The sequence below is a fragment of the Devosia beringensis genome (assembly GCF_014926585.1).
GTDB lineage: Bacteria > Pseudomonadota > Alphaproteobacteria > Rhizobiales > Devosiaceae > Devosia > Devosia beringensis.
The window spans coordinates 98,988-114,109 of the sequence record NZ_CP045422.1; the positions used below are offsets into that span (position 1 = coordinate 98,988).

Genomic DNA, 15,122 nt, shown 5'->3' on the forward strand with positions numbered 1-15,122 from the left:
GTAAGCTCACAGACCAAGAGCGCCAGCTCCTCTTCCTGATCTCCTCGGCCGGCGGCTCTGTCTGCCCAGGTACAGACGCAAGTATTCCGAAGGCTGGGCATAAGTCGCTCCGGAAGATGGTGACGCGGGGGGATCTGACTGTCGAGGAAACCGACGATGGTCCTCGCTTTACCCTCACTGCTCAAGGATATCTGGAGACGGACGATGCCCCGGCATAACTTCTCCGCCAAGGTAAAACGCAAAGCCAGAGAGCGCAGCGGAGGCCGCTGTGAGGCGATTGGCGCTGTCTATGGCCTTCGCCCCGGCCAGCGCTGCAACGCCTCTCTGGACGGCAAGCGGGTCGAAATAGACCACTATCCAATTCCAGCGACGGACGACGGCAGCGACGTGCTGGGGAATGCTGTCACCTGCTGCGTCGATTGCCACGGATTCAAGACAACCACCTACGACATTCCGATGCAGGCGAAGGGCAAGCGTGTCTCGGATCGCAGCCTCGGTCTTCGGCCGCAGGGCTCAATGCCTGGCGCCCGCATCAAGTATTCCCGAGCCAAAGGCGTGTGGGTTGACCGCGTGACCGGCCAGATTGTGGAGCAAAACCCGTGACCTTAGTTCGTCTTGGTCTTCAGCCGATCCGCCAACGCTTCCCAGCGCCGCACCAAATCGCCGACGCTCATTGCTTTCTCGGGATGGCGAGCAACGATCTGCTGCAGCGCCTTCACTTCGTCCAGCAGCAGGCCAAGCGTCTGCTCTGGCTGGACCGCTGTCGACGCCATCTGCTCGTACTTTGCGAGCGTATGTCGAGACAGGACTATGCGGTCGTTGGTGACTTGATCAGCGGACATAGGAGCGAATGCTATAAGGGGAATTCCCGGTGATCAAGCTAGTGCATTGCCCCTGCTCGACTGGCACCTCGACAGGCGTCTACACCGACGCCAGGCGGCTGTGAAGCCATGAGTAGACGCCCCGCCATGGTTACCCAGGCTGATGTCGCTCGCGCTCTTCGTGCGGTCGATCAGGTCGGCATTGCGGCCGTGGTGGAGATCGCCCGGGACGGCACAATCCGCATCGTTCCCGCCGACCTGGCGCGCGCCAGCAAGCTAGCCCCTCTTGACGATGACGATGACTTCCAACTTTGATGCGCTTATGCGCACCAGGCTTCCCCCCAATGTCACTCGCGAAAAGACCCGGCACGGTGCCTGGGTGTTTTACTATCGCGTCGGCAAAGGGTCGCGGGTGCGCCTGCCCGCCTATGGCACGCCGGAGTTCGACCCGGCCTATCAGGCCGCGCTTCGTGGCCAGCCGGTCTCTCACATCCGTGGCGCCGCCGCCGTGCACCAGGGCACGCTGCGCTGGCTGGTGATCGAGTACAAGAAATCGAGCCACTTCCGTAACGAGATCGGCGCCGAGACGCAGAAGCGCCGCGACTCGATCTTTGCCGGCATGGTGGACAAGTCCGGCGCCGTGCAAATCAGCCGCATCACCGCTCAAAAGATCATTGATGGCCGCGAAAGCCGCGCCGCCACCGGCCGGGGCCACGCCGCCAATGCCTACATGAAGGCCATCAAGCCCATGTTCGCCTATGCCAAGGCCCGCGGCTGGATCGAAACCGATCCGTGCCGCGATGTGGATTTCGTCAAGACGCGGATCATCGGGCACCGGCCGTGGGGCATTGAAGATGTGCAGCGCTTCGAGGAACGCCACCCGCTGGGGACCATGGCCAACCTCGCAATGCGCATCCTGCTGTTCACCGGCCTGCGCCGCTCCGATGCGGTGACCCTCGGCCACCAGCATATCCGCAACGGCATTGTCCGGTTCCGGCCGAGCAAGACGGTCAACAGTTCGGGCGTGTTCGTGACCTTCACCGCACTGCCGCCGCTGCTCGAGGCTATCGAAGCCACCCAGACGGGAGACCTGACGCTGCTGGTCACCGAGCGCGGCACGGCCTTCGAGAGCAGCAACAGTTTCGGCAACTGGTTTCGCGATCGTTGTGAGGAAGCCGGCGTGCCCTCGCGCGCCCATGGCCTGCGCAAGACGGGGCCGACGCTGGCCGCCCAAGCTGGCGCCAGCGCCAGCGAGCTGATGGCGATGTGGGGATGGTCGACGCTCGCCCAGGCCGAGCATTATACCCGCTCTGCCAGCAAGGAAGTCTTGGGCGGATCGGCGGCATCAAAGCTGATGGCGGGGTACCAAACCGAGAACGCAATTTCTCGTATCTCGGACGGGAGTGCAGTGACAGCCCGAAAAGAACAGTAAATCGGTGATAATGGTGGTCGTGTGAAATGTCAGAACGAATAAGAGCTGCCTGCACCCTGTCCGCTCGGCAAGCGCACTACGGTTAGATCAACTTTTGTCGGGCAACACAGCAGACACATTTCTTACGGTTTTAAGCGGCCCCTGTGGAGATCACTGGGTTGAGCAGCAGGCTCGCCTCGTGATCTACATTCTTCAGGAAAGAACGATAGAACCGAATCTCCGATTGGCGTCAAGAATTCCAACAAGTCAGCATCGCAATCACAAAATTTGATCCGCGGCCGATACAGCAACCGGAACATTTGGTCGATCAGGTCAGTGCGAGCGGTTGCGACATCATCATCGTCGATTCTCTCCAAGGCATCGTCTTTAGGCCGCCATTCAAGATGCCAGTGAGCCTCAAAACCCTTCTGATGGAGGTCGACAACGCCAAACGAAAAAAATATCGATTCCAGTGCTTCCACGGACGCTACATCGATATCCAATGATCCAATGTAATGCGCCGTGTCACGGGGACGCTGATAGTCTCTCTGTTTTTTAGCGAATTTCCGTTGAGAGGCCGCGCGTGCCTTCTCGGCGACCTTACATCCGAAGCCATGGGCATCGTCGTCGGTGGGCAATAGAGATCTGGCTCCGACCGACAACGCGAGCACAGGTTCACCGCCCTGAGATTTTGTTTTTCCCGGTGCCATCATTTTTTGTGGTGATATTACACCGTCAACCTCTATCCGAGGATGGACCACCGAACGGACGACAGTTTCCTCAACAGGCACGTTCTAGAACCCTGTCAAAAGCAGGGAGTTCGACGTCGCCGCCTCGCCCAATGCACGCAAAACCTCAGACCTACCATCGTCACTCTGCAAGTCCAGCAGCTTAGTTTCACGTTGGTTGGTAAGCTTATTTACGTGTAACAAAGAAACTTTTCGCCGTGTAACCGTCATAAGATAAGCGCGATCGATCTCTTCCCAAGTAAGAACGATAGCATCTCCACCGTGTGAAAAAACGCGAGGCGGATAGGCATTGGTTTGAGCAATCATTCCAATTAAGGACTTGGCCCTGTCTGCAATCGCAACAGATACATGGTCGTCTTCATCATCTTCGAGTGTAGACAACCAGTCTATATAGTTCACTAGCGCGGGATATGCGACCCTCATCGACTTACCGCGATCGAGGTATGAAGAGCGCTCCTCGGCGAAGTTCAGCCTATAGACACGCTCATGGGTAGCATGAGGTTGACGGGCATTGCCCCAAAACCACTGCGTTGCCGAATTTTCTAAATGATAAGCCCAAAAATCTGGACGTAAGGAAGAGGCGTTTCTGGGCTCCTCTTTCTCTTGGTTCTCCAAAACTTTGGTAAGCGAGTAAGGCTTAGCTTTCTTTTGCTTTTTCGCTCTTTCAGGAATCTGCGCTCTAGCCATCTTTCAAACCTGACAGACTTCCAGACAATGCGAGCTTGCGGGCCTCATCAAACAGCTCAATGACTAAACTCGGCGTTATTGTGGGCAAGTATGTTTTGCCATCAATTGCCAAATTAACATCGATCTGTAGTGCAGCAACGTGACGCTCCGGGCCGAACTGGGGGCTAGTCGGCTGCCCTGCATTCACGCCAAGGGTGATATCCCGCAGTGATGCTGTGTGGAATTTCATCAGCCTGTTCATTCTACTACCAGCAGGTCCCGGCCTCTGCATATTTACTTGAAGCTGGACGTCAATGGCCTTCGCATCTAAGTCCAACCCAGACCGCTGAACAAGGTATTTTGTCGCGTCGGAAGCCTGAGGAAGATTGCGAATTAGCGTAATGATGACCGCAACTCGATTGAGCTCGCCCATGCGTGCCGTGCTTGCGGAGACCTTTTCCATAAGCCGCTCGGCGTGTCTTACGCCCTCAGCTAGCTTCCAACCCCATGGCCCCGACTGCTGGCGGTCGGCGTGTGCCAGGATAATGTCGATGCGACCAGGGGATATAGTCACTTGTTCAAGCCGCTCATCCATCAATGTGCTGGCTTGCGAATTAAAGGGTGCGGATGGAGCAAGGCTTCGATTTGTCTGCGTGTTATCTGGCTCTTCGCCGAAAACGTTTAGGAACACCGAGGCAGCCTTAGCGCCTGTGAATTCGTCCTTAAACCAGGCAAACTGCGCGTACTGAAAAAGCCAATCTTCCATAAAACATCAACGCTCGCGATTTCATGGGCGGCATAGTGCAATGCCAATGGTTCATCAACTGATAAATTAATCAAGGGTTACTGCGACAAAGTGAGCAGCGGCAACGCTGAACAACAAATGGCGCCAACTTCTGCCGCGGGATTCCCAGTTGAGACCGCAGTGCAGCAAACTTCATGTTGGAGAGAAATGGTAGTGGCGACGGGAGAATGTAAGGCCTTCGCTGCCGGTTCGCGGATGCCGCCTTGGTTTCGTTCACGGTTGACGAAGTCCAGCGCATTTTCTGGCGTGAGGAACAAAGTCTCAGTCTATTTAGCCGCCTTCAGCTACTCGAAGGGTATCAAATCGAGAACGCAATTCCCCGCACCTTGGATGCGGGTGCGGGAATAGCGCGAAAAGAGCAATGAAATCAACGGCAGAAACCCCGGCTTCGAGTCCTGCCGGGACCGCCAGATTTTCCTTGCCCTGATTGCTAGAAATCAAAACCCATCTGCGAGACGGCAGGCTTGGCCGGCGCCGGTGCCGCGGCTTCGGCTGCAAGGGCCGGGACCAGAATGACGGGCGTGGCGGCCGGTTTGGGTATGCGCCTGGCCTTGGGCAGTGGCTGCTCGACGGCCGGGATGACAACGGCCGGCGCCTCGGTGATCCTGGCGGCAGGCAGCAGGCCGGCCAGCCAGCGCTGCACCGGCGCCAGCTTGCCGGGGTGCAAGGCATAGCGGTTTTCCCGGCCGAACTTCTTCTCGCTGATCAGCCCGGACTGCTTGAGCACCCGCAGGTGCCGCGAGATGGCGGGGCGGCTGATCCGGAACGCAGCCGCCAGCACGTGTACGGGCTGCGGGCCGCCCTGCAGCAGCTCGATCAGGCGGCAGCGAGTCGGATCGGCGAGGGCGACAAGAATGGCGATCGGGGGCATGGCGGTTCCCAGGCGTTTCCTGCTGCCTAGGTAACGATGGGGTTACTCGTCAAGGGGCGCACTGGATATGCAACCGATTGTTCACCAGATACGTTGGTCGAGCGTTCATGATGCCCCGCGATCGGTCGGCATCGGCAATATTCTGGTCACTTCCCTGCGCGAAGGTCGGAACAGGGAGACATGGCATGGAAAAATCTCAGGCGGCATATTCGTGGTGGAGCCGGGCACACCGCCCCTACACCACGGCTGAGCTGATTGCCGACGGCATTGTGCATGTGCTGGGTCTTATCGGCGCCGGGGTTGCCGGTGCAGTTTTGCTGGCCTTTGCCATCATGGAAGCAGCGCCCGAACTGCCCGCGCTATCGATCTATGTCACCAGCCTGATCGTCGTGCTGGGGGTATCGCTCGCCTATAACCAATGGCCCGTCTCGCCGATCAAGATGTGGCTGGCCCGGCTTGACCAGGCGGCCATATTCCTGTTCATCGCCGGAACCTACACGCCCTTCCTGGCGGTGCTGGGTGGCACCACGACCGGTGCGCTGATGACGACGTTCGTCTGGGGCGCCTCGCTGGTCGGGGTGGCGCTCAAGCTGATCGTGCCCGAGCATTTCGGCCGGCTGGCCATCGCGCTCTACCTGGCCATCGGCTGGAGCGGCATCCTGGTATTCCAGTCGCTGGCACAGACCCTGCCCCACTCCACCATGATGCTGGTGCTCGCCGGCGGCGTCACCTACTCGCTGGGGATCATTTTCCATCTGTGGGAAAAGCTGAAGTTCCAGAACGCGCTGTGGCACGTCTTCGTCGTGGCCGGCGCCAGCCTTCACCTCTGGGCGGTGATCGACTTCATGGTCATCCACCGGGTCTAGAGCATTTCACCGTTTCTGAAACGGTTCTATGGCTCTAGCTCTTCGGTTTGTCGCGTTTTCGAACCGCAAAAGTGGAGCCACTTTTGCTGAAAACGCTCTAGTCGACCGGCGCGCCGACCCGCTCATGTTCCATCGTATCGCCCGGCTGCAGGCCCAGCTCTTCGGAGCGGCCACCGGGAATTTCGAGCACGAACTGCACCGGTACCTGCGAGGGAATGGAGGTCAGGTCCTGCGGCCGGGCATTGACATGGATGGTCTTGACCACCCCGTCGGCGCCGACAAAGATCATGTCGAGCGGGATCAGGGTATTGCTCATCCAGAACGACACCTCACGCTCTTGCTTGAAATCAAACAGCATGCCGGCGTCGTCAGCCAGTTCCTCGCGGAACATCAGCCCCTTGGCGCGGCTTTCCGGCGTGTCGACAAGTTCGACATTGAAGGCGTGCTCGCCGGTGGCGGTATGCAGCACCAGCTTGCCCTCGTCGCTGCAGGCGGCGAGCGGAGCAGCCACCATGAGCACGGCCAGAAGCACACCGGCACGCCGTACGGCCGGCGCGAAGCCTTGGGCAATCATCATCAGAATATTCCTAGTGCGAGGAAGGAGCGTCGCCCCAACCATCGGGCCGAATTTCGGCGACCATAAGGCCCTTAGGGCCGTTGCCGTACCGAACCAGCACGAACTGACCGGGCCGCAATTCGGTGATGCCGAAGCGGCGCAGGGTTTCCATATGCACAAAAATGTCGGGCGTACCCTCACCGGCCGAGAGAAAGCCGAAACCGCGGATGCGGTTGAACCACTTGACCTCGAGACGCACCATGCCGGAAGTCGGCTCGACCACGACATGGGTGCGCGGCGCGGCCATCTGGGCCGGGTGCCGGGCGGTGGATTCATCCATTGAAACGATACGGAAGGCCTGCAGCCCGCCGGGCCGGTTGAGTGCCTCGACAACGATGCGGGCACCCTCATGGGCGCTCTGGTAACCGTCGCGGCGCAGGCAGGTCACGTGCAGCAGGACATCGGGCATGCCGTTGTCGGGCACGATGAAGCCGAAACCCTTGCCGGCGTCGAACCACTTGATGGATCCGGCAATCTCGATGGTGTCGAGCCCGGACTCGCCGGAATTGCCCAAAGGATCGGCATGCGTCACCGCACCATCCTCCTGCGACAAGCCCAAGGGCTCGTCACCATTGCCACCAGAATCGGCCCCCATCGTCCCAGCCCCTTGTACTCGCCCCGCCGCTGCGAGGTACTCCACACTAGACGCCACTCTGTCCGATTCAGAGTCGCTTGTTAAGCATCTCTTAGGAATTTGTTGTGTGGTGCGGCGATTGCGGCCTGGCGTGACACTTGCTAGGCCAAGACCAGACCGAAATTGCACTGAGGAATACGCCATGCGCTATTTGCACACGATGGTTCGCATCACCAATGTCGAAGACAGCTTGCGCTTCTACTGCAACGGCCTGGGCCTGGAGGAAGTGCGGCGCATCGACAATGAAAAGGGCCGCTTTACGCTGATTTTCCTGGCGGCACCGGGCGACGAGGGCGGCCAGGTCGAGCTGACCTATAACTGGGATCCGGAAGTCTATGCCGGCGGTCGCAATTTTGGCCACCTGGCCTATCGGGTCAAGGACATCTATGCGCTGTGCCAGCACCTGAGCGACATGGGCGTGATCATCAATCGCCCGCCGCGTGACGGCCACATGGCCTTTGTGCGCTCGCCGGACGGGATTTCGATCGAGCTGATCCAGGAAGGCGACCTGGCGCCGCAGGAGCCGTGGCTGTCGATGCCCAATACCGGCAGCTGGTAACCGCCGCCCTGCATCACTAACGATTTGCTAACCGTGGCGCTTAGGCTGCGGTTAGCAAAACCGATGGTATTTTACCGACTTCAGCGACGGGCCATTGCCTGTTGTACGAGAGCAACACAAGCGTTCCTCGGAAGTCGCCATGTTCCCCGCCTTGCGTTCCCTTGCCGCCATCGTCGCCTGTACCGTGAGCCTGGCCGCCTGTGTGCCGATGGCCATGTTTGCCAGCTCGAGTGGCGCCAGCTATGCCAACAAGCGCAGCGACTGGGGCACCTATGTATCCAGCCGCGACGTCAATGCCCTGTGCCTGAGCCCCAAGCTGCGCTTCCTGGTATGGGAGTTCGAGGGCCATTTCGGGCGCAAGGTGATCATGAATTCGGGCTATCGCGACGGCAACCACAATGCCCAGGCCGGCGGCGCCGACAATTCATATCATACGCGCTGCATGGCCGCCGACTTCTACATCCCGGGCGTCGACAAGCGCGACCTGATCCTGTTTGCCATGCGCACCGAGGCGGTAGGTGGATTGGGCTGTTATCCGGGTCGGGACTTCATTCATGTGGACGTGCGCGACCGTCCGCGCGGCTACAACCGGCCCGTGACTTTCTCGGGCTGTTAAAAAAAACGGCAATGAATGCGCAAATGGGTTGCACAACCCAAATGTCCCAATTATACGACCGGCAGCGCTTAAGCGCCCTTCGTCTATCGGTTAGGACGGCACCCTTTCACGGTGCAGAGAGGGGTTCGATTCCCCTAGGGCGTACCATTCCTTCCTGTTGAAGGATGGTACATATTAAGCTAGATTTCTAGGTCTGCGCCCATCGTCTATCGGTCAGGACGGCACCCTCTCACGGTGCAGAGCGGGGTTCGATTCCCCGTGGGCGTACCAGAAACCTTTTCCCTACTACTCTATGCGCGTTCTGCTGCGATTGTGGCTGGCCCCAGGGCCGGCTGATGGCCTGTACAGCAGACACCATTTGCCCATTTGCATGATCCGCCGTCGAATTGCCTGCGTAAGAGGGCTGACAGGTGCGGAGCTGCCGATGTATGCCTTTGCCATGACAGATCCAGAAATCGCGCGCATAGCCGGAACAGTGGCGATGGATGATCCAACAAGTCTGTTGCTGCGCGTCGCCGAAAGCCGCGACAAGGCCGCCCTTGCGGCGCTCTTCACCTATTTCGCGCCGCGTGTGAAATCGATGATGCTCAAGCTGGGCGCAGGCGATGCGCTGGCCGAGGATCTGGTGCAGGAGACCTTTGTGTCGGTGTGGCGCAAGGCAGCGCTCTATTCCAGCCAGCGCGGCGCGGCCAGCACCTGGATCTTCACCATTGCCCGCAACCTTCGGATCGACCAGCTGCGCCGGCAATCAAACAAGCCCTATGAGGATCTCGAATCGCTGGAGCTCGCCAGTGACGCGCCGCTGGGCAGTGCCCTGGTCGAGCAGCGCCAGGTGATCGACCGCGTCACTCTGGCGCTCAAGAACCTGCCCGCCGAACAACAGGACGTCGTGCGCCTGAGTTTCATCCACGACATGCCGCATGCCCAGATTGCCGAAAGCCTCGGCGTTCCCCTGGGCACCGTGAAATCGCGACTTCGCCTCGCCTATGGACGGCTCCGGCCCCTGCTGGAGGATCTGCAATGAATGTGAACCACCACCCCGATATTACCACCCTGATGGCGTTCAGCGCCGGAACGCTCGAAGACCCCTATGCGACCGTGATTGCGACGCATCTGGCGATGTCGGAAGGCGGCAGGGAGACGCTGCGCCACATCAACACCATTGGTGGCGCCCTGCTGACGGACGAACCGGAGGCTGACTTGGCCAATGGCGCGCTCGACCGCCTGCTGGATGCGCTGGGCGAGGACGGCGACACGATCGCTGTCGTGCCACATGATGCCCGTCCGGCCGCCGGTGACGTGCCCCTGCCCCTGCAGCGCCATCTGCCGCATGGGCTGGGTGGCGTGCGCTGGAAGTGGACCGGGCCCGGCGTGGCCACGGCTGACCTGGCCTGGGGCCAGGACGGCCGCTCGCGGCTGATGCTGCTGCGCGTGGCGGCCGGCCGGCCGGTACCCGAGCACGGCCATGGCGGCCAGGAACTCACGCTCATCCTCTCGGGCGCCTATCGCGACCGCTTTGGCGTTTTCGCCAAGGGCGACATTGCCGACCATGACGAGGAGGTGGAGCACCAGCCCATCGCCGAGCCTGGCGAGGACTGCATATGCCTGGTGGCCGTTGACGCGCGCCTGACCTTCCGCGGTCGGCTGATGCGCGCACTGCAGCCGCTGTTCGGGCTATGAGCCTGCAACCGGGCGTGGCCTGGATCATCGGCGGGGGATCGGGGATCGGCGCCGCCGTGGCCCAGCTGCTGGCCAAACGGGGCTGGACGGTGGCGATTTCGGGTCGCCGCGAGGACAAGCTAGCTGCCGTTGCGCAAGGCCACCCCACGATCAGTGGTTATCCGCTGGATGTGACGGATGGCGAGGCCATCGCGGCGACCGTGCAGAAAATCGCCGCCGAACTGGGCCGGATCGACCTGTTCATCTTCGGCGCTGCCGCCTGGCAGCCGATGGATGTCGGCGATTATGACTATGACAAATTCGCCAAGATCGTCGACACCAATTATCTCGGCGTGCTGCGCGTGGCCAATCCACTGCTGGCGCAGATGGATCGCCAGGGTGGCGGGCACTTTTCGGTTATCGCGTCGGTAGCCGGCTATTTCGGCCTGCCGCGCTCGGCCGCCTATTCCTCGACCAAGGCCGGTCTGATCAACCTGCTTGAGACAATGCGTACCGAACTGGCGCCCCGCAATATCACCGTACGGATGATCGTGCCGGGTTTCGTCAAATCCGAGCTGACCGACAAGAATGACTTCCCCATGCCCTTCCTGATGGAAACGGCCGACGCGGCGGTGCGGATCGTCGATGGGCTGACGCAGTCGGACCGGTTCGAGATCGCCTTTCCCAAGCGCATGGTCTGGCTGATGAAGACGGTGCGCTGGCTGCCATACCCGGTCTTCTTCTGGCTGACCAGCAAGATGCTGCCCAAGGATTGAACCTTTGGCGAGCTGGACACTTCTCCTTTCAACCAAGGAGACCTGCCATGACCATCCTGCCCGATCCCAGCCTGCGGCAGCCCAAGGGCGATCACAACCGGCGCCTGTCGCTTGAGCTCGAACCTGAAGCATTTGCCGCGGAAGCCGGCGTAACGCCCGAGCAGTTGCGCGACTATGAGCGCACGGCGCCCGACCATACGTTCGATGTCGAGGTGGCGCGCCGGGTGGGCCTGGCCCTCGAGCGGTTGGAGCAGGTCTTGCCCAATTCACAGACCGGACGGAACAGTGCGGCCGCTGCACCGTTGTCTCCGGTGAACCCTCATGCAGGAGACTTTACCATGGACCACAGCAGCCACATTCGCCTGTCGCCCGAAGAGCTGACGCCAGCTGCGCTGGAAGGCGCCACGATCTATGGCGCTGACGATCACAAGGTCGGCCACGTGTCCCACATACACGGCACCGGCATTTCCAGCCGCATCATCATCGATGTCGGTGGTTTCCTCGGCCTGGGCGCGAAGCCGGTCGCCGTTCCCGCCAATGAGCTCGAATTCATGCGCGACGCCGATGGCGACGTCCATGCCGTCACGACCTGGACCAAGGACCAGCTTGAGCAGATGCCCGAGCATCACCACTGATCCTGTCGCGCGCCAATAAAAACCCCCGGACCTCAGGTCCGGGGGTTTTGCTTTTCTACCGACCCTCAGACCGGGCGGCGATACTGGTAGATGCCGACGTCGATCGAGCCTTCGGCAAAGCCGGCCTCGCAATAGCTGAGATAGTAGATCCACTTGCGGCGGAACTCGTCGTCATAGCCAAGCGGGGCGATGACCGGCCAGCGCTCGAGGAAACGCTCGCGCCACAGCTTGAGCGTCTTGGCGTAGGACAGCCGGAACGTGTCGACATTTTCCAGTACCAGGCCGTATTTTTCGCCGAATTCCTTCATCACCGTCTTGGTCAGCAGCATGCCGCCGGGGAAGATGTAGCGCTGGATGAAGTCGGGGCCGCTGCGATAGCCGTCAAAATCGGCCTCGTTGATGGTGATGGCCTGGATGGCGGCGGTGCCGCCCGGCTTGAGCCGGTCATGCACGGTCTGGAAATAGCTGTCCCAATTGTCTTCGCCCACGGCCTCGATCATCTCGATCGAGCCGATATGGTCGAACTGACCCTCGGTATGGCGATAGTCCTCAAATACCAGGGTGGCATATTCATCGAGTCCCTGCTTGGCGAGGCGCTCCTTGCCATATTTGAGCTGCTCGGCCGACAGGGTGATGCCGCGCAGATTGGCCTGGTAGTCGCGCGCTACCGTCTCGGCAAAGCCGCCCCAGCCGCAGCCGATCTCGAGCACCGAGGAACCCGGGGTGATGCCGGCAAGGTCGGCGACGCGGCGGTACTTGATGTTCTGGGCTTCCTCGAGGCTCTGATCGCCCGAGGTGAACAGCGCCGAGGAATAGGTCATGGAGGGGTCGAGCCACTGCCCGTAGAAATCATTGCCCAGGTCATAGTGCTCGGCAATGTTCTTCTTGGAGCCCTCGAGCGTGTTGCGGCGCGACAGATGGTAGTGCAGATCGCCGGCGGCGCGGCGGAAGAAGCCCGGATTGGCCTGCTCGAACATGTCGCGGTTCTGCAGGAAGAAGCGCAACAAGGCGGTGAGGTCGTCGACCTCGATATCGCCGTTCATATAGGCCGCGGCAAAGCCGACCGTACCGCGCTGCATGGCTTCGCTGAGCACCCGGAAATTGTTGAGGCGCAGCACGGCGTGTTCGCCGGTCGCCGGATTGCCGATGGTGCGGGTGCGACCATTGGGGAAAATCACCGTCACCGATCCGTGCTGCGGCTTGCCCACCAGCCAGACGCCGATGCGATCAACCGCCCAGGAGACCACACTCGTCCACGGCGTAACGCCGGTATTGCTGTTGTCGATTGCTGTTTTAGTCATTGGCCCCAGAGATCCAACTCGTCCACTAAGCTTGGTGTCCACGCTTGAGGTGGCGCCGCAGTTTCAATGTCAGCGGCATGCCTTTCAGCAGAAGCAGCAGGGCCTCCCAATGTATGCCCAGCACCACTTTAGCGGTCATAAATGGATATGCAAGCAGCAGTTTCAAGAGGATTTTGTCGGTCAGCGGTCGTCGCTTACCCTCGAAATAGGCAGTCAGTATCCCCCCCTCCCCGGTCGACAGGGTAATGCCGACAAAGACCTGTTCGTCCGGTGCACGGACAGAAAAGCGGTAGCTGCCCTCGAGCGTGTTGAAGGGCGACACATAGAAGGCCTTGCGGGCCTCGTGATGCAGCTCCTCTCCGTGGCCGGCCACGGTGGCCTCGTAGAAATGGTGCTCGCCAAAGGTATTGCTGACCTCATAGGCCAGGAACCGCGTCACCCCTTCGGCGTCGTCGCAGAAATAGACGGTGATGGGATTGAAGGCAAAGCCTAGAAGGCGCGGATAGGCCAGCATGCGGATGCGGGCGATCTCGCCTGCACCGGCCGCAGCCGCCTTGCCGCGAATGAAGGCGGCGATGCTGGAGCCGTCGCGCGGGCCGAAGTCGCGGGTGACCAGCGAGACCAGGTTGAAACGGTCGAGCGAGAAGAACCGCAGGCTCCTGTCGAGCGCCTCGAGCTGGTCGAGATCGACCAGCATGGAAAACACGCGATAGCGCAGGGCATGGCGTTTCGGCCGGGCCCGCTTGTGCACTACGTCACCGGCATAGATGGCGCCGAGCATGTCCGTCGTAACGGTCACTCCGCCGCCCGCAGGCTCTGGTCGCCGGCAGTCCAGTTATGGGCGATGCGGTCGCGCTGCTGGCCGACCTGCCAGGGGCGCTGCACAGGGCCGATGCGCTCGGCCACTTCGAGCCCCGCCTGCAGGCCGTCCTCGTGGAAGCCGTAGCCCATCCAGGCACCGGCAAACCAGGTCCCCTGCACGCCCTGGACCTGCCAGAGGTCCTTCTGCGCCGTGATGGCGGCGGCGTCGAACAGGGGATGGGCGTAATCGACCTCGTATTGCACCGTGCCCGGCGCGAAGTCCCGATGCGGATTGAGCGTGACGAAGAGATTGGTCTTGGTGGCCAGCGGCTGCAGGCTGTTCATCCAGTAGGTCAGACTGAGCGCGCTCTCGCCCTTGGCGGCGCGCAGATAGTTCCAGGATGACCAAAGATGCTTGCGGCGCGGCATGAAGCTGGCGTCGGTATGCAGCACGGCGTGATTATTGTTGAAGCGGAAGGCGCCCAGCACGCGGCGCTCGGCCTCGGTTGGCTCGGCCAGCAAAGCCAGCGCCTCATCGGCATGGCAGGCAAAGACGACCTGGTCGAAATGGCGGCGGCTGCCGTCGGCAAAGACCAGATCGGCGCCGTGGGCGTCACGGCGGACCGAGGCGATTTCGGCACCCAGCTCGGTGGCAAATGTGCTCTGCGCGGCCAGGCGCTGCACATATTGGCCGCTGCCGCCCTGGACAGTGCGCCAGAGCGGGCGGTTGTTGACCTGCAGCAGCGAGTGATTGGCGAAGAATTCGATGAAGGTGCGCGCCGGAAAGTCGAGCATGCCTTGGGACGGCGTCGACCAGATGGCGGCGGAAATGGGCAGGATGTGATCCTGGATGAAGATCTTGGAATAGCCGAAGCGTTCGAGGAACTGGCCGATCGAGAGATCATCGCTGCAGGTGGCGATCTGCTGCTCGGCCTTGCGGAAGAAGCGCATGATGTCGCTGACCAGGCGCCAGTGCTGCGGGCGGATGATGTTGCGGCGCTGGCCGAACAGGCCATTGAGATACTCTCCGGAATATTCACGCTGGCCCTCGCCGATGGAGACGGCAAAGCTCATCCAGGAGGCCGCCGTGGGCACGCCGAGATGGGCAAAGAAGGCGGTCAGATTAGGGTAGTTCTGCTCGTTATAGACAATGAAGCCGGTATCGACGGCGACCTGGCCCTCGGGGGTGGTGGCCATGAAGGTATTGGCATGGCCGCCCAGCCGCGACTGGCGCTCGAAAACGGTGACATCCTGGGACTTGGAGAGCAGCCAAGCGGCTGAAAGGCCTGAGATTCCCGATCCGATAACGGCGATGCGGCTAGCGGTCATGATCGAG

At 60.8% G+C, this 15,122-nt stretch carries 20 protein-coding genes and 2 tRNA genes; 12 read left to right on the top strand and 10 right to left on the bottom strand.

Going from position 1 to position 15,122, the window contains the following annotated elements:
* The first annotated feature begins 156 nt into the window (after nt 1–156).
* Nucleotides 157–603, top strand: coding sequence for an HNH endonuclease (locus tag GDR53_RS00575; RefSeq protein ID WP_193336198.1), 447 nt, complete (start codon nt 157–159; stop codon nt 601–603).
* 2 nt (nt 604–605) lie between these two features.
* Here GDR53_RS00575 and GDR53_RS00580 read toward each other — a convergent pair whose 3' ends face one another.
* Nucleotides 606–842, bottom strand: a complete 237-nt coding sequence (locus GDR53_RS00580) for a hypothetical protein (RefSeq protein WP_193336199.1) — start codon at nt 840–842, stop codon at nt 606–608.
* A 108-nt stretch (nt 843–950) separates the two neighbouring features.
* Here GDR53_RS00580 and GDR53_RS00585 point away from each other — a divergent pair, with 108 nt between their 5' ends.
* Entirely contained in the window at nt 951–1,136 is a 186-nt protein-coding gene (locus tag GDR53_RS00585; RefSeq protein ID WP_193336200.1) for a hypothetical protein, read from the top strand.
* A 7-nt stretch (nt 1,137–1,143) separates the two neighbouring features.
* Entirely contained in the window at nt 1,144–2,253 is a 1,110-nt protein-coding gene (locus GDR53_RS00590) for a tyrosine-type recombinase/integrase (RefSeq protein WP_193336201.1), read from the top strand.
* Nucleotides 2,254–2,375: 122 nt separating this feature from the next.
* Here the strand turns inward: GDR53_RS00590 and GDR53_RS00595 are convergent, their stop codons facing one another.
* The 4 genes from GDR53_RS00595 to GDR53_RS00610 all read right to left on the bottom strand — a co-directional run bounded on the left by GDR53_RS00595 (nt 2,376) and on the right by GDR53_RS00610 (nt 5,323).
* Nucleotides 2,376–3,023: a hypothetical protein gene (locus GDR53_RS00595; protein WP_193336202.1), complete on the bottom strand. Its 648-nt coding sequence runs from the start codon at nt 3,021–3,023 to the stop codon at nt 2,376–2,378.
* A 3-nt stretch (nt 3,024–3,026) separates the two neighbouring features.
* The gene (locus GDR53_RS00600; RefSeq protein ID WP_193336203.1) at nt 3,027–3,668 is read right to left on the bottom strand and encodes a hypothetical protein; all 642 of its coding nucleotides are present in this window, start codon (nt 3,666–3,668) and stop codon (nt 3,027–3,029) included.
* Nucleotides 3,661–4,413 (bottom strand): hypothetical protein, encoded by a 753-nt coding sequence (locus GDR53_RS00605; RefSeq protein ID WP_193336204.1) that lies wholly within the window; start codon nt 4,411–4,413, stop codon nt 3,661–3,663. Before GDR53_RS00605 ends, GDR53_RS00600 begins: the two co-directional genes overlap by 8 nt.
* 469 nt (nt 4,414–4,882) lie before the next feature.
* A complete protein-coding gene (locus tag GDR53_RS00610; RefSeq protein WP_193336205.1) occupies nt 4,883–5,323 on the bottom strand; it encodes an ArsR/SmtB family transcription factor in 441 nt (146 codons plus the stop codon).
* 185 nt (nt 5,324–5,508) lie between these two features.
* Between GDR53_RS00610 and trhA the strand changes: the two genes are divergently transcribed.
* A complete protein-coding gene (gene trhA, locus GDR53_RS00615) occupies nt 5,509–6,189 on the top strand; it encodes a PAQR family membrane homeostasis protein TrhA (RefSeq protein WP_193336206.1) in 681 nt (226 codons plus the stop codon).
* 97 nt (nt 6,190–6,286) lie between these two features.
* Here the strand turns inward: trhA and GDR53_RS00620 are convergent, their stop codons facing one another.
* Nucleotides 6,287–6,766 carry a DUF192 domain-containing protein gene (locus tag GDR53_RS00620; protein WP_232846685.1) on the bottom strand — a complete coding sequence of 160 codons (480 nt, stop codon included), beginning with the start codon at nt 6,764–6,766 and terminating at the stop codon, nt 6,287–6,289.
* Between the two features lie 10 nt (nt 6,767–6,776).
* On the bottom strand, nt 6,777–7,400 hold the full coding sequence (locus GDR53_RS00625) for a cold-shock protein (RefSeq protein WP_193336207.1): 624 nt from the start codon (nt 7,398–7,400) through the stop codon (nt 6,777–6,779).
* Nucleotides 7,401–7,581: 181 nt separating this feature from the next.
* Here GDR53_RS00625 and GDR53_RS00630 point away from each other — a divergent pair, with 181 nt between their 5' ends.
* The 8 genes from GDR53_RS00630 to GDR53_RS00665 all read left to right on the top strand — a co-directional run bounded on the left by GDR53_RS00630 (nt 7,582) and on the right by GDR53_RS00665 (nt 11,684).
* Nucleotides 7,582–7,998 carry a VOC family protein gene (locus GDR53_RS00630; RefSeq protein WP_193336208.1) on the top strand — a complete coding sequence of 139 codons (417 nt, stop codon included), beginning with the start codon at nt 7,582–7,584 and terminating at the stop codon, nt 7,996–7,998.
* Nucleotides 7,999–8,137: 139 nt separating this feature from the next.
* Complete coding sequence (locus GDR53_RS00635) at nt 8,138–8,614, top strand: YcbK family protein (protein WP_193336209.1); 477 nt, start codon at nt 8,138–8,140, stop codon at nt 8,612–8,614.
* 72 nt (nt 8,615–8,686) lie between these two features.
* A tRNA-Glu gene (locus GDR53_RS00640) sits at nt 8,687–8,761 on the top strand.
* A 48-nt stretch (nt 8,762–8,809) separates the two neighbouring features.
* A tRNA-Glu gene (locus GDR53_RS00645) sits at nt 8,810–8,884 on the top strand.
* 211 nt (nt 8,885–9,095) lie between these two features.
* Entirely contained in the window at nt 9,096–9,638 is a 543-nt protein-coding gene (locus GDR53_RS00650; protein ID WP_193336210.1) for a sigma-70 family RNA polymerase sigma factor, read from the top strand.
* Nucleotides 9,635–10,294 (top strand): ChrR family anti-sigma-E factor, encoded by a 660-nt coding sequence (locus tag GDR53_RS00655; RefSeq protein WP_193336211.1) that lies wholly within the window; start codon nt 9,635–9,637, stop codon nt 10,292–10,294. The genes GDR53_RS00650 and GDR53_RS00655 overlap by 4 nt, the downstream gene beginning before the upstream one ends.
* Nucleotides 10,291–11,049, top strand: coding sequence for an SDR family NAD(P)-dependent oxidoreductase (locus GDR53_RS00660; RefSeq protein ID WP_193336212.1), 759 nt, complete (start codon nt 10,291–10,293; stop codon nt 11,047–11,049). The genes GDR53_RS00655 and GDR53_RS00660 overlap by 4 nt, the downstream gene beginning before the upstream one ends.
* A gap of 338 nt (nt 11,050–11,387) precedes the next feature.
* On the top strand, nt 11,388–11,684 hold the full coding sequence (locus GDR53_RS00665; RefSeq protein WP_193337898.1) for a PRC-barrel domain-containing protein: 297 nt from the start codon (nt 11,388–11,390) through the stop codon (nt 11,682–11,684).
* 65 nt (nt 11,685–11,749) lie between these two features.
* Here GDR53_RS00665 and GDR53_RS00670 read toward each other — a convergent pair whose 3' ends face one another.
* The 3 genes from GDR53_RS00670 to GDR53_RS00680 are packed head-to-tail and all read right to left on the bottom strand — an operon-like array spanning nt 11,750 to nt 15,115.
* Nucleotides 11,750–12,985, bottom strand: a complete 1,236-nt coding sequence (locus GDR53_RS00670) for an SAM-dependent methyltransferase (protein WP_193336213.1) — start codon at nt 12,983–12,985, stop codon at nt 11,750–11,752.
* A gap of 25 nt (nt 12,986–13,010) precedes the next feature.
* Nucleotides 13,011–13,784 carry a DUF1365 domain-containing protein gene (locus GDR53_RS00675; RefSeq protein WP_193336214.1) on the bottom strand — a complete coding sequence of 258 codons (774 nt, stop codon included), beginning with the start codon at nt 13,782–13,784 and terminating at the stop codon, nt 13,011–13,013.
* Complete coding sequence (locus tag GDR53_RS00680) at nt 13,781–15,115, bottom strand: NAD(P)/FAD-dependent oxidoreductase (protein ID WP_193336215.1); 1,335 nt, start codon at nt 15,113–15,115, stop codon at nt 13,781–13,783. The genes GDR53_RS00675 and GDR53_RS00680 overlap by 4 nt, the downstream gene beginning before the upstream one ends.
* Nucleotides 15,116–15,122: the final 7 nt, after the last annotated feature.

Coding starts and splice junctions, on each gene's coding strand:
- GDR53_RS00635 (WP_193336209.1), top strand. CDS start 8,138: ATGTTCCCCGCCTTGCGTTCCCTTGCCGCCATCGTCGCCTGTACCGTG.
- GDR53_RS00665 (WP_193337898.1), top strand. CDS start 11,388: ATGGACCACAGCAGCCACATTCGCCTGTCGCCCGAAGAGCTGACGCCA.
- GDR53_RS00575 (WP_193336198.1), top strand. CDS start 157: ATGGTCCTCGCTTTACCCTCACTGCTCAAGGATATCTGGAGACGGACG.
- GDR53_RS00680 (WP_193336215.1), bottom strand. CDS start 15,115: ATGACCGCTAGCCGCATCGCCGTTATCGGATCGGGAATCTCAGGCCTT.
- GDR53_RS00655 (WP_193336211.1), top strand. CDS start 9,635: ATGAATGTGAACCACCACCCCGATATTACCACCCTGATGGCGTTCAGC.
- GDR53_RS00660 (WP_193336212.1), top strand. CDS start 10,291: ATGAGCCTGCAACCGGGCGTGGCCTGGATCATCGGCGGGGGATCGGGG.
- GDR53_RS00580 (WP_193336199.1), bottom strand. CDS start 842: ATGTCCGCTGATCAAGTCACCAACGACCGCATAGTCCTGTCTCGACAT.
- GDR53_RS00610 (WP_193336205.1), bottom strand. CDS start 5,323: ATGCCCCCGATCGCCATTCTTGTCGCCCTCGCCGATCCGACTCGCTGC.
- GDR53_RS00600 (WP_193336203.1), bottom strand. CDS start 3,668: ATGGCTAGAGCGCAGATTCCTGAAAGAGCGAAAAAGCAAAAGAAAGCT.
- GDR53_RS00605 (WP_193336204.1), bottom strand. CDS start 4,413: ATGGAAGATTGGCTTTTTCAGTACGCGCAGTTTGCCTGGTTTAAGGAC.
- GDR53_RS00590 (WP_193336201.1), top strand. CDS start 1,144: ATGCGCACCAGGCTTCCCCCCAATGTCACTCGCGAAAAGACCCGGCAC.
- GDR53_RS00620 (WP_232846685.1), bottom strand. CDS start 6,766: ATGATGATTGCCCAAGGCTTCGCGCCGGCCGTACGGCGTGCCGGTGTG.
- trhA (WP_193336206.1), top strand. CDS start 5,509: ATGGAAAAATCTCAGGCGGCATATTCGTGGTGGAGCCGGGCACACCGC.
- GDR53_RS00670 (WP_193336213.1), bottom strand. CDS start 12,985: ATGACTAAAACAGCAATCGACAACAGCAATACCGGCGTTACGCCGTGG.
- GDR53_RS00585 (WP_193336200.1), top strand. CDS start 951: ATGAGTAGACGCCCCGCCATGGTTACCCAGGCTGATGTCGCTCGCGCT.
- GDR53_RS00630 (WP_193336208.1), top strand. CDS start 7,582: ATGCGCTATTTGCACACGATGGTTCGCATCACCAATGTCGAAGACAGC.
- GDR53_RS00650 (WP_193336210.1), top strand. CDS start 9,096: ATGGATGATCCAACAAGTCTGTTGCTGCGCGTCGCCGAAAGCCGCGAC.
- GDR53_RS00625 (WP_193336207.1), bottom strand. CDS start 7,400: ATGGGGGCCGATTCTGGTGGCAATGGTGACGAGCCCTTGGGCTTGTCG.